General features: G+C 36.5%; 12 protein-coding genes. 7 read left to right on the top strand and 5 right to left on the bottom strand.

What is annotated here, in order from left to right:
• The first annotated feature begins 228 nt into the window (after window positions 1-228).
• From RVS70_RS17625 to RVS70_RS17595, 7 genes are all read left to right on the top strand, one after another.
• Window positions 229-1,098: an MBL fold metallo-hydrolase gene (locus RVS70_RS17625; protein ID WP_026683094.1), complete on the top strand. Its 870-nt coding sequence runs from the start codon at window positions 229-231 to the stop codon at window positions 1,096-1,098.
• 83 nt (window positions 1,099-1,181) lie between these two features.
• On the top strand, window positions 1,182-1,898 hold the full coding sequence (locus RVS70_RS17620) for a DsbA family oxidoreductase (RefSeq protein WP_026683095.1): 717 nt from the start codon (window positions 1,182-1,184) through the stop codon (window positions 1,896-1,898).
• Between the two features lie 303 nt (window positions 1,899-2,201).
• Entirely contained in the window at window positions 2,202-3,155 is a 954-nt protein-coding gene (locus tag RVS70_RS17615; protein WP_026683096.1) for an ABC transporter permease, read from the top strand.
• On the top strand, window positions 3,145-4,095 hold the full coding sequence (locus tag RVS70_RS17610) for an iron chelate uptake ABC transporter family permease subunit (protein ID WP_121604488.1): 951 nt from the start codon (window positions 3,145-3,147) through the stop codon (window positions 4,093-4,095). Before RVS70_RS17615 ends, RVS70_RS17610 begins: the two co-directional genes overlap by 11 nt.
• Window positions 4,089-4,844 (top strand): ABC transporter ATP-binding protein, encoded by a 756-nt coding sequence (locus RVS70_RS17605; protein ID WP_026683098.1) that lies wholly within the window; start codon window positions 4,089-4,091, stop codon window positions 4,842-4,844. The genes RVS70_RS17610 and RVS70_RS17605 overlap by 7 nt, the downstream gene beginning before the upstream one ends.
• Before the next feature lie 291 nt (window positions 4,845-5,135).
• Window positions 5,136-6,104, top strand: coding sequence for a siderophore ABC transporter substrate-binding protein (locus RVS70_RS17600; RefSeq protein ID WP_121604489.1), 969 nt, complete (start codon window positions 5,136-5,138; stop codon window positions 6,102-6,104).
• A 770-nt stretch (window positions 6,105-6,874) separates the two neighbouring features.
• On the top strand, window positions 6,875-7,600 hold the full coding sequence (locus tag RVS70_RS17595; protein WP_026683100.1) for a SurA N-terminal domain-containing protein: 726 nt from the start codon (window positions 6,875-6,877) through the stop codon (window positions 7,598-7,600).
• A 268-nt stretch (window positions 7,601-7,868) separates the two neighbouring features.
• Here RVS70_RS17595 and hisC read toward each other — a convergent pair whose 3' ends face one another.
• The 5 genes from hisC to hisH are packed head-to-tail and all read right to left on the bottom strand — an operon-like array spanning window position 7,869 to window position 11,675.
• A complete protein-coding gene (hisC, locus tag RVS70_RS17590) occupies window positions 7,869-8,963 on the bottom strand; it encodes a histidinol-phosphate transaminase (protein WP_026683101.1) in 1,095 nt (364 codons plus the stop codon).
• Window positions 8,956-9,597 carry a bifunctional phosphoribosyl-AMP cyclohydrolase/phosphoribosyl-ATP diphosphatase HisIE gene (gene hisIE / locus RVS70_RS17585; RefSeq protein WP_026683102.1) on the bottom strand — a complete coding sequence of 214 codons (642 nt, stop codon included), beginning with the start codon at window positions 9,595-9,597 and terminating at the stop codon, window positions 8,956-8,958. The genes hisC and hisIE overlap by 8 nt, the downstream gene beginning before the upstream one ends.
• Window positions 9,594-10,361, bottom strand: a complete 768-nt coding sequence (gene hisF, locus RVS70_RS17580) for an imidazole glycerol phosphate synthase subunit HisF (RefSeq protein ID WP_026683103.1) — start codon at window positions 10,359-10,361, stop codon at window positions 9,594-9,596. Before hisF ends, hisIE begins: the two co-directional genes overlap by 4 nt.
• Window positions 10,351-11,073, bottom strand: coding sequence for a 1-(5-phosphoribosyl)-5-[(5-phosphoribosylamino)methylideneamino]imidazole-4-carboxamide isomerase (gene hisA, locus RVS70_RS17575; RefSeq protein ID WP_026683104.1), 723 nt, complete (start codon window positions 11,071-11,073; stop codon window positions 10,351-10,353). Before hisA ends, hisF begins: the two co-directional genes overlap by 11 nt.
• Complete coding sequence (gene hisH, locus RVS70_RS17570) at window positions 11,070-11,675, bottom strand: imidazole glycerol phosphate synthase subunit HisH (RefSeq protein WP_026683105.1); 606 nt, start codon at window positions 11,673-11,675, stop codon at window positions 11,070-11,072. The genes hisA and hisH overlap by 4 nt, the downstream gene beginning before the upstream one ends.
• Window positions 11,676-11,705: the final 30 nt, after the last annotated feature.

Here is an 11,705-nt window from a genome sequence, read left to right as displayed (position 1 = left end):
ACCCCACGGAAAGGGAAGTGGGCAGCCGGAGTGTTGGTCAAGCAAGCAGTAGCTATTATTCCATAATAGCTACTAGAGGAAGCGTAAATCTGAGCATTTAGTGATAAGGACTGAGCGAATTTTGCTCCGTTTTTCTTATTGCTTAGTCAAAAAACATGTAACTCCTGCATGAAGTTTCTAGATATGTTAAATACTATTCTTATTAATTAGCAAAGGAGTCGTGTTTAGATGGATCAAGATTTTCATCAAAAGGAACATCATAAATTCATTCCGATGACATCTATTACAAGTGGTGGTGGTATTCAAGTAAAAAGTGATGTTTATTACTATACAGATCAAATAGTTAATATTGGTTTTATCGGATATCCCGATAAGGGAGAATGGGTGCTTATAGATGCAGGATTACCCAATGCAGCTCCTGAGATAAAATCCGTTGTAGTTGATCGCTTTGGTAAGGGAAGTAAACCAATAGCAATCCTTTTAACACATGGGCATTTTGATCATGTAGGAGGGCTAGCAGATTTAGCAGAAGAGTGGGAGGTACCTATTTATACACATGCAAACGAACTACCTTTTTTACGTGGCGAAAAAAGTTATCCGGAACCAGACACAACAGTTGATAGTGGAATATTAGCCAAGATATCTTCGTTATATCCAAATGAGCCAATTGACTTAGGAGATGTAGTTCAGCCCTTACCTGATAATCATCAAGTTCCCTATTTAGATGGTTGGAGATGGATTCACACGCCAGGACATTCGCCTGGGCATGTATCCTATTTTCGTGAAAGTGATTCCCTTTTATTTTCTGGTGATGCATTCATTACAGTTCGTCAGGAATCTTTCTCTCGTGTATTTATGCAAACAGCAGAGGTGAGTGGTCCACCTAAGTACTTTACGACGGATTGGAAAGCTGCACAAGCATCTGTTGAGAAACTAGCAGCGCTTGATCCACAAGTTGTTATACCTGGACATGGTGTCGCTATGGAAGGTGAAAAACTAACAAAAGGATTACAAAAGCTTGTTGATTATTTTGAAGACATCGCTGTTCCAAATCAGGGAAGATATGTAGATACAGATCGCTCTTCACCTAAACATTAAGACATAGCTGCTACGAAACAAGCACAATTCTTCATTCCTTTAGAATAGCTATGCTACAATGTAAGGAGAAATGAGGTGTAGTTATGAAAATCGAAGTTTGGTCGGATTTTGTATGCCCTTTTTGTTATATTGGAAAAAGAAGACTAGAAAATGCAATGAAAACTTTTCCACATGAAAATCAAATAATACTTGAGTTTAAAAGCTATGAACTGGATCCAAATACCGAAGCAACTCCTAATAAATCAATTCATGAATATCTATCAGAAAAAAAAGGAATGTCGATAGAACAAGCGAAGCAAATGAATGAGAGTGTTGGAAAGCAAGCGGCTGAGGTTGGTTTAACCTATCATTTTGATACGATGCAACATACCAATACTTTTGACGCTCATCGTATTGCAAAATATGCGGAACAACAAGGAAAAGGTATAGAAATGGCAGAACGCTTGATGCATGCTTACTTTACAGAGTCAAAGTTAATTAGTGATTATGAAACATTAATTGCGCTTGCGATTGACGTGGGCTTGGATGAAAATGCGGTTACAACGTTGCTTAAAGTAGATGATTACGCGATTCATGTGCGCGCAGATGAGGAACAAGCCCGACAAATTGGTGTGCAGGGTGTACCCTTTTTTGTGTTTAATGAAAAGTACGCCCTTTCAGGAGCACAGCCACAGGAAGTATTTGCGGAAGTACTTGAACAAGTATGGGAAGAAGAGCAACAAGAAAGCAAATTAAAATCACTAAACCCTAAATCCTCAAAAACGACCTATTGCACAGACGAAGGCTGCGAGACAGAATAAGCCGTTCTCAAAGGATTATTGAGAAGTTCCTTCTTAATAATCCTTTTATCACATTCTCCATACTATAGCACACGAAGATTTTTAAATAAAAAATGTACTTTCCCACATATATAAGAAAGCGCTTCATTCTTTTGGCTTATTTGTGAATAAAATATAAACGAAAGCCTTTTTTTATTGACGTGAAGGGGAAATCTGTTATACTTATAGAAGAATCTAATTGATAATGAATATCATTATTAATTAGAACGATTCAAAAGTAAGAATAATTATTAATATAGGAAAGTTGGAAGAGAAGGTCAGTCTATGAAAATACGTTACTTAGTACTAGCACTTATACTACTTTCCTTTGTATCTTTATTTATTGGTGTTTCTGATATATCTCCATTAGATATATTTGGATTATCAGAGGATCAGGCAAAAGTATTAATGGTATCAAGAGTTCCAAGACTTATTAGTATATTAATAGCTGGAATGAGCATGAGCATATGTGGACTAATTATGCAACAGTTAAGTAGAAACAAATTTGTTTCACCTACAACTGCTGGTACATTAGATGCAGCAAGGCTTGGTATCCTCGTTTCCATGGTTGTATTTACAGCTGCCAATCCATTTCAAAAAATGCTTGTATCATTCGCATTTGCGCTTTTAGGTACATTTGCATTTATGAAGATACTGGAAAAGATAAAATTTAAAGATGCCATATTCATTCCGCTTATTGGACTGATGTTTGGAAATATCATTAGCTCCATGTCCACTTTCATCGCATACAAGTATGATTTAATTCAAAATATATCGTCATGGATGCAGGGCGATTTTTCTATGATTATGAGTGGAAACTACGAGTTAATGTATGTTAGCATTCCGATCCTGCTATTGGCTTTTTTTTATGCCAATAAATTTACCATTGCTGGAATGGGTGAGGACTTCTCCAAAAACTTGGGTTTAAATTATCGACAAGTAGTTAATTTAGGTCTAATTATAGTAGCATTAGTTACTGCATCCGTAGTCTTGGCGGTAGGTGTGATTCCATTCCTTGGTTTGATTATTCCGAATATCGTAACCATCTATCAAGGTGATCATTTAAAGAAGAGCTTGGTACATACAGCATTATTAGGGGCTTTATTCGTTCTTATATGTGATATTATTGGCAGAGTAATTATATATCCATATGAAATACCAATTAGCTTAACCGTTGGCGTGATAGGTAGTGGGTTATTTATCTATCTGCTGTTTAGGAGAAAAAAATATGGGATATAAAAAGAAAACACTCGTACTAGCCATAATTGCTGTTTTATTAACAATGCTCTATATCTTTTATGATCTAAGTGGAAATATTGGCTATATCCTACCAAGGCGAATTATGAAAGTAGTTGCTATATTACTTACAGGTGGTGCTATTGCTTTTGCAACAACCATCTTTATGACCATAACAAATAATCGCATCTTGACACCAAGTGTATTAGGACTGGATTCACTGTACTTACTTATCCAAACGTTAATTATTTTTACCATAGGTTCCAATTCATTAATAATGATGAATAGTAATGTTAACTACCTCGTGTCAATTGGAGGAATGGTTGTTTTCTCTTTATTACTCTACCAAGTACTTTTTAAAGGAGAAAGCAACAATATCTATTTTCTCTTGCTCGTTGGTATGATATTGGGAACGTTCTTTAGCAGTATCACTTCCTTTATGCAAGTTCTGATCGATCCAAATGAATTTATGGTAGCACAGGATCGTATGTTTGCAAGTATTAACAACGTAAATACCAATCTTGTTTATATCTCCATTGTGATATTTGTACTGCTTATTATTTATTTAATGCGGTATTATAAATATTTAGATGTATTGGGGTTAGGGAAGGATAATGCAATTAATTTAGGTGTGCCCTATAATCGTGTTGTTAAACATTTACTAATCATTGTTGCCATATTTATTTCCATGGCAACAGCACTAGTTGGACCCATGACGTTTCTTGGGTTGCTCGTCGTAAACTTAGCTTATGAGTTTTTAAAAACGTTCCGTCATTTTTACATTCTTATTGGTTCGATGCTAATTAGCATTATCGCATTACTAGGTGGTCAATTTATTGTGGAGAAAGTATTTACTTTCCAAACAACTATTAGTGTCATCATTAACTTTATTGGTGGTATTTACTTTATATATCTTTTGTTAAAGGAGAATAAATCATGGTAGACATAAAAAATGTATTTAAGTCGTATAACCAGAAGAAAGTGATTGAAGATGTTTCTTTAAACATTGAAAAAGGGACCATTACTTCTTTCATCGGACCGAATGGTGCTGGGAAAAGTACGTTGATCTCTATGGTTAGTCGTCTTATCGCAAAAGATAATGGAAATATATCCATTGATGGCAAAGACATTATGGAAACTAAAAACAATGAGCTGGCTAAGAAGATATCGATACTAAAACAATCTAATTCGATCAACTTAAAACTAACAGTTCGGGAGCTCGTATCATTTGGACGATTTCCTTACTCTCAAGGTAAGCTCAATAGCTATGATTGGGAAAAAGTGGATGAAGCCATTGATTATATGGAGCTTCGTGAGATGCAGGATAAGTTTTTAGATGAACTAAGTGGTGGTCAACGTCAACGTGCACATATAGCCATGGTAATTGCACAGGATACAGAGTACATTCTTTTGGATGAGCCATTAAATAATCTGGATATGCGCCATTCCGTTCAAATCATGAAGACACTAAGAAATTTAGTAGATGAGCTTGGGAAAACAATATTAATTGTTATTCATGATATTAATTTTGCGTCATGCTACTCAGATAATATTGTGGCTTTGAAGGATGGAAAGGTAGTAAAACAAGGTAAGGCTTGTGATGTCATTGATAAATGTGTCCTAAAAGATATTTATGATATGGACATTGATATTCAAGACATTGATGATAAACGTATATGTGTTTATTTTTAATCATCTACATGGCTTAATACCATTTGAAGTGATTCCAATATAAAAAATCCCCCCATCATGATGTTAGAGAAAACTAAGGTCATGATGAAGGAATGCTGACAATTTTAATTTTATCGTATGTTTTGGCACAGGTAAATAGGTTTAAGAAAAAAAGCTCTTGGAATGCTTTCATATAACGAGCCCGGTACAAAAGAGATTGGGCAAAAATGACACTGGAAATCTACTTTGAATGGTAAGAAGCGGTATGGTTAATATAAAAAATATTAAATTAAAAAGATTGGGGAGTTTATGATGAAGAAATTACTATTGTTACTATTCATGAGCATAATGGTCTTCGCATTGGCTGCTTGTGGTTCAGATGAAGAAAAAAGTAGTGATGAAGGGAATAGCGGAAGTAAGGAAAAGGAAACTGCTGAAACAGAAAATATAAAGATAACGCAAGAACTTGGCGATACAGAAGTACCGCAGAATCCTGAAAAAGTAGTTGTTTTTGATTATGGTGTACTTGATTCATTAGATAAATTAGGAGTAGAAGTAGCGGGTGTTGCCAAAGGTAATATCCCATCGTATTTAGAAAAATATGAAGGGGAAGAATATGAAAATATCGGAAGCTTAAAGGAACCAGATTTTGAGAAAATTGCTGAAATTGATCCGGATGTCATCTTTATCTCAGGGCGTCAGTCATCTGTATATGATCAGCTATCAGAATTAGCTCCTACTGTTTACTTAGGTGTTGATACTACTCGTTACATGGAATCATTTAAAGAAAACATGAGTACACTTGGTAAGATTTTTGATAAACAGTCTGAAGTAGAAGAAGAACTAGCAACAATCGATGAATCGATTGCAGGAATACAAGAAAAAGCAAAACAAGCTGATGAGAATGCATTAATCATTCTAGCAAATGATGATAAGATTAGCGCATATGGTCCTAGTTCACGTTTTGGTATTATTCACGATGTGTTTAATGTGCCTGCAGTAGATAAAGATATCGAAGCATCTACTCATGGTCAAAATGTTTCATTTGAATATGTAGTTGAAAAGAATCCTGATTTACTTTATGTTATTGATCGTAGTGCAGCAATTGGAGAAGAATCTTCTGCAAAGCAAATTGTGGAGAACGAACTAGTTCAAGGCACGAAAGCTTATGAAAATGATAATATCGTGTACCTTGATCCTGAATTCTGGTACTTATCTGGTGGCGGACTTGTATCTGTTCAGGGTATGGTTGATGAAATTCAAGCAAGCTTAGAAAAATAATTACAAAAAGCATGTCTTAGTAAATTGGTAGAGACAGAGACAAAAGAATGAAGAAACAATAAAAGACGAACGATTAGTAGAAAATAACTATCGTTCGTCTTTTGGTTAGAATCTTTCATTTAGCACCTGAAATAAGTGAGACTCCGGCGGGAACCATGCGTCCGAAGATCCACGTGGTAACGTGTTTTTCTTTACCAAGTTAGCTGAGGCCGTGCCTGCGGAAAGAGCGTATATTTTTACGGTGCGGCGATACTCCTATTGATAACTTGATTATTCGTATTTTGAGTAAAGAAGTTGTGTTTTGTACCAGCCTCTATTTAATTTCTTTTATATTAACTATTTACTTCATTAATTTGCTATAGTTGTGTTGAATATTTTGTAACGAAAATGGACTCGTTTGAAGATGGTAGCCTGCCTAAACATGAAGACGTTGCCTTCGCCTATCCAGAGTGAGTTAGCTGAAAGGCAGCGAGTACTAGGAGGTGTGGACTGAGATCGCTAATCATTCATGAATTCCATCGGTCACAATGGCAGGTGTAGGGCTTGCGACTTTAGTCTTGGGAATCTCAATCAATCACTCACACATAAATCGTGTCGAATGTGGCATAATTTAGGGAAAGTGCTGTTTATTGTTATACAATTGTAAATAGGGCTTTCATCCCTTGCTATTCTCATGTTTTTGCAGTAAACGGCACATTTGGCACTTGAAAAGGTTGTCCTAAATATGTTTGAATGAAAGGACATTCATTAAGAAATGAGGGGTCTAACGAATGAAAAAAATTATCATGCTAGGATTAGCACTAACCTTAGCAATCGTATTGGCAGCATGTGGAGATGACAATGCTGAAGGTGATAAAAAGAAAGATGAGCAAACGCAGGAAGAAGGTAATACATCAAAAGAGGGTCAGGAGCAGCAAGTAAAAGTGACCGATAAAGAGAAGGTAGAAGAAGGAACAGCTGTAGCTTCTGTCAACGGTGATGAAATAAAAGGTGAACGCTACAACCCGATCTATACACAATTAAAAACCCAAATGGCGCAATATGGACAGGATGTGAGCGATCTAGATAAACTAAAGGAACAAACCATAAACGTTTTGGTTGAGCAGCACTTAATTAGACAGGATGCTGCAAGCAAGGGTATTAAGGTTTCAGATAAAGAGGTTCAATCCGAATTTGATTCGTTAAAAGAAGAGAATGGTGACCAGTTAACTGCAGTTCTTGAACAATTTAATCTTACGGAAGATCAATTTAAACGGCAGTTAGAAGATGATTTAATTACTACCAAGTATATTGATTCACAGTTGGAGATCAAAGTAACGGATAAAGAGGTTGAAGAATACTACAATCAGTTGAAAGAGCAAAATGAAGAGATTGGTAAATTAAAGGATTTGAAAGACCAAATCAAAAATCAAATTAAACAACAAAAAACGAATGAACAACTTCAGAAAAAAGTTGATAAATTAAAAAAGGATGCAAAGGTTGAAACATTAATCTAAGCAACGCTTAGTATGAAAGCACCCGATCATTTAGAAGCTGTCTAAATATCGGATGCTTTTTTCTTTTGACGTCGATTTCACTTTATCCCGCATATAACTGGCAGTAAGACTTCACATCAAGGTATTGGTAAATGGGTATAAACTATCAGTAAATGTCCGATTGGTTCAGAGGCCTTTAGGTCATACCCTTGTGGTACTAACCATCCGTGGGATAAACAAACTCCCCACGGAAGGAAGTTTCACTTTATGTCGATACTATTTCCTATGTTTACAAGCTCGTATGTCTGCTTAGCAGAGGACGTTTTTCTGCAATAAGGGTATCCAATTTTTCTAAGAATTGCTCCATCATTTGATCCGTACCTATTGAAATCCTTAAATATTGTGTAATTTCGTCTTTATTAAAATGTCTAACAAGAATACCTTCTATTTTTAGCTGTTGATAAAGGGATCGTGCTGCATAGCTAGGATGTGTAGCAAACAAAAAGTTTGTTGCTGATGGCAATACCTTAAATCCACGTTTTTTTAACTCTGCCGTCATCCAGTTGCGTGTGTGAATAATAGAATTTGTTGTTTCTTTAAAATAGGTAGTATCTTCAATAGCAGCCTCAGCTCCTGCAAGTGCTAATCGATCAATGGTGTAGGAGTTAAACGAATTCTTGATTCGCTGGAGTGCTTCAATTAGTTCTGGATTGCCAATAGCAAAGCCTACTCTTAAGCCAGCAAGCGAACGAGATTTTGACATCGTTTGTATGACGAGGAGATTTTCATATTGGTCAATGAGTGAAACTGCTGAAGCCGCAGCAAAGTCAATGTATGCTTCATCTATAATGACAACCCGATTAGGATTATTTTCTACAATAGCTTTTATAACGTCAAGTTCTGCTAGAATACTCGTAGGTGCATTAGGGTTTGGTAAAATAACACCACCATCCGAATCAAAAAAATCAACTTGATTTAGTGTGAAGTTCTTGTTTAAGGATACTTCTTGATACGGTATGTGAAAAAGATTGCAATAAACAGGGTAAAAACTATATGAAATTGCTGGGAAACGGATTTTTTTTTCGGGCAGAAAAAATGCCATGAACGAAAAAGCAAGCACTTCATCAGACCCATTTCCTATGAAAACATTCTCTTTATTTAGATGATAGAAGTTGGCAATTTTCTCTCTTAAATTCTCTGCTGTTGGTGTAGGATAATGATTTAACTTGTTCTCTAATGCTCTGTAAATAGCTTCCTTTACTTTTGGTGAGGGAGGATATGGATTCTCATTTGTATTTAATTTTATAATGGTAGGGTCATTTAGCTGTTCACCGGGAACATAGGGCGTGCTCCGTTTAACTGCGTCACTCCAAAATCTATTCATTTCGTACGTCCTTTTCCTGATTATGTCTTTGTTGTAGCTCATTCGTTATATCATGGAAGGAGACATCAAGTAGCTCCATCAATACGAGCGTATGGTAAGTTAAATCAGCTATTTCCCAGGTTACCTCCTGTTTATTCTTATTTTTAGCTCCAATAATGACCTCACTAGCTTCCTCTCCAATTTTTTTTAATACCTTATCAAGCCCTTCTCGAAACAGATAGGCAGTATAGGAACCTACAACAGGAGAATGTTTACGTTTGGTTATTTGCTTCTTAAGCTGTTCAAGAACTTGATAAGGGGGAATAGACTCCTGATACAGCTCATGATGAAAGCAAGTATGCTTGCCTTTGTGGCAGGCTGGACCAAGCGGTCTTACCTGTAATAATAGCGCATCTTGATCACAATCTAAGAAAATCGCATGGACAGCTTGTTTATTTCCAGAAGTTTCCCCCTTGTTCCATAGTGTCTGTCGCTTTCTACTAAAAAACCAAGCTTCCTTTGTTTCGACTGTTTTGGAAAATGCCTCCTTATTCATATAAGCTAATGTTAATATTTTTCCATTCGTTGCATCCTGAACGATTACTGGCAGTAATCCATCGGTACCAAATGTTATAGCGTCCATTTCTATGTTCATATACGCTCACTCCTAATTTCTATACCCTTGTTGTATAAATGCTTCTTTAATTGTGGGATCGGTATATCATTATAATGGAAAACGGATGCTGCTAATGCTGCATCTGCAAGACCAGGTTTTAAAACTTCCAAAAAATCGTTAATACTCCCTGCACCTCCACTTGCTACAATTGGAATACTGACAGAAGAAGCGATTAAATGTATCAGGTTAAGGTCATAGCCTAATTGTTCACCATCTGTATGAATAGCATTGATCACGATCTCTCCTGCACCTAATGCTTCTCCTTGTTTTGCCCATTCTACTGCATCTAGCTTTGCATGTTTTCGTCCTCCGTTCAGATAGACATCCCATTTATACTGTTCCGTCTGTTTTGCATCAATCGATAATACGATACATTGTGATCCAAACTTTAATGCAGACTCCTTAATTAAACTTGGATTTGTGATGGCTGCGCTATTTAGAGAAACTTTGTCAGCACCTGCTCGTAAGACACGATGTATATCCTCGAGAGTTCTAATTCCTCCTCCAACGGTAAAGGGAATAGCAATTTCCGCAGCCACAGACTCAACAACATCAAGAAATATGTCTCTTCCTTCATTAGACGCTGTGATGTCATAAAATACAAGTTCGTCAGCACCAGCTTGATTGTATCGTTTAGCTAATTTTACTGGGTCAGCTACGTCCTGGATGTTTTTAAATTTTTTCCCTTTTACCACGCGCCCTCCAGCTACATCAAGGCAAGGAATAATCCGTTTAGCTAACATTTGTTATTGCCTCCAACCCTTGTTTTAATGTTAAGGATCCGTCGTATAGTGCTTTGCCGATAATTGCACCATGTAGTTTCATTTTGCTTAATGTGGTCACATCCTTCATTGTCGTTACTCCCCCAGAGGCAATAATATTCATTGATGTGGAAGCTTGCATAATTTGGAGTTCTGTAAAATTTGGTCCGCTTAGCATGCCATCTTTAAGAATGTCTGTGTAGATTAGCGTTTGTAAACCTAGTTGCTCCAACTCTTTTGCTAAATCTCTAGCTTTAACCTTGCTTATTTCCGTCCAGCCATTTGTTGCTACAAGTCCATTTCTAGCATCTATCGATACAATGGTTTGGGTAGGGTATTTAGAAATAGCCGCAGCTAAAAACGATTTGTCCTCAATAGCTGCTGTTCCAAGTATCACTTTTTTCATTCCTGCATTAAGGTAGTTCTCCATTGTCGCTAGGCTACGAATTCCACCACCAATCTGTACGGGAATGGAAATGGTATCGGCTATTTTTTTGACAATATCAATATTTTTTGACTGACCTGTTTTAGCTCCGTTAAGATCGACGAGATGTAAGTATTCAGCTCCTTGCGTTTCCCACTGTGAAGCCATATGTACAGGGTTATTACTGTATACTATTTCATTATTATAATTGCCTTGTGTAAGGCGGACACATCTACTGTCTTTAATATCAATTGCCGGAAATAAAATCATGAAATCATCTCCCCAAAATTTGCTAGAAGCTGAAGTCCAACGTTACCGCTTTTTTCTGGATGAAACTGCATGCCAATAATATGATCCTGCTGGACGATTGCTGGGATGGTACCACCATAAGCAGTGCTGGCAACCAGAGAATTATATGCATATTCTTTTACTGCATAGGAGTGGACATAATATACAAAAGCATTATTTGGAATGTTTTGGCATATGGAACTACTTCGCTGCATATGCAGTGTATTCCAACCAATGTGAGGAACTTTAACCGTGTAATTAATTCTACTAACTTTTCCTTTCAATAATCCGAAACCTTCCCATTCTCCATCTTCTTCACTTGTTTCATAGAATAATTGCATACCTAAACAAATACCTAATAAGGGTTTCCCTTTTGTAGTTTCATCTTTTATGGTATTGATTAAGTCTTTTTGCTTTAAGGTAGTCATGGCATCTTGGAAAGCGCCCACCCCTGGAAGTATCATGGCAGTGCTGTTGAGAATCTGTTTTTTTTCAGTGGTGACACAACATTCCAGGCCTTTTCTGTTTAATGCAAACTGAAGGCTTTTCATATTCCCAGCACCATAATCAATGATAGCAATCATCTTATACGTCCTTTCAATAGTACCGATTTT

It is taken from the genome of Virgibacillus sp. M23 (assembly GCF_034190895.1).
GTDB classification, from domain to species: Bacteria; Bacillota; Bacilli; order Bacillales; family Amphibacillaceae; genus Virgibacillus; species Virgibacillus salarius.
Note: the sequence above shows the minus strand (reverse complement) of the source record. Positions and strands in the feature narration are given on the sequence as shown.

Excerpts from the sequence above, each read along its gene's own strand:
- RVS70_RS17600 (WP_121604489.1), top strand. The coding sequence starts at position 5,136 with ATGAAGAAATTACTATTGTTACTATTCATGAGCATAATGGTCTTCGCA.
- RVS70_RS17615 (WP_026683096.1), top strand. The coding sequence starts at position 2,202 with ATGAAAATACGTTACTTAGTACTAGCACTTATACTACTTTCCTTTGTA.
- hisA (WP_026683104.1), bottom strand. The coding sequence starts at position 11,073 with ATGATTTTATTTCCGGCAATTGATATTAAAGACAGTAGATGTGTCCGC.
- hisF (WP_026683103.1), bottom strand. The coding sequence starts at position 10,361 with ATGTTAGCTAAACGGATTATTCCTTGCCTTGATGTAGCTGGAGGGCGC.
- RVS70_RS17595 (WP_026683100.1), top strand. The coding sequence starts at position 6,875 with ATGAAAAAAATTATCATGCTAGGATTAGCACTAACCTTAGCAATCGTA.
- hisH (WP_026683105.1), bottom strand. The coding sequence starts at position 11,675 with ATGATTGCTATCATTGATTATGGTGCTGGGAATATGAAAAGCCTTCAG.
- hisC (WP_026683101.1), bottom strand. The coding sequence starts at position 8,963 with ATGAATAGATTTTGGAGTGACGCAGTTAAACGGAGCACGCCCTATGTT.
- RVS70_RS17625 (WP_026683094.1), top strand. The coding sequence starts at position 229 with ATGGATCAAGATTTTCATCAAAAGGAACATCATAAATTCATTCCGATG.
- RVS70_RS17610 (WP_121604488.1), top strand. The coding sequence starts at position 3,145 with ATGGGATATAAAAAGAAAACACTCGTACTAGCCATAATTGCTGTTTTA.
- hisIE (WP_026683102.1), bottom strand. The coding sequence starts at position 9,597 with ATGAACATAGAAATGGACGCTATAACATTTGGTACCGATGGATTACTG.
- RVS70_RS17605 (WP_026683098.1), top strand. The coding sequence starts at position 4,089 with ATGGTAGACATAAAAAATGTATTTAAGTCGTATAACCAGAAGAAAGTG.
- RVS70_RS17620 (WP_026683095.1), top strand. The coding sequence starts at position 1,182 with ATGAAAATCGAAGTTTGGTCGGATTTTGTATGCCCTTTTTGTTATATT.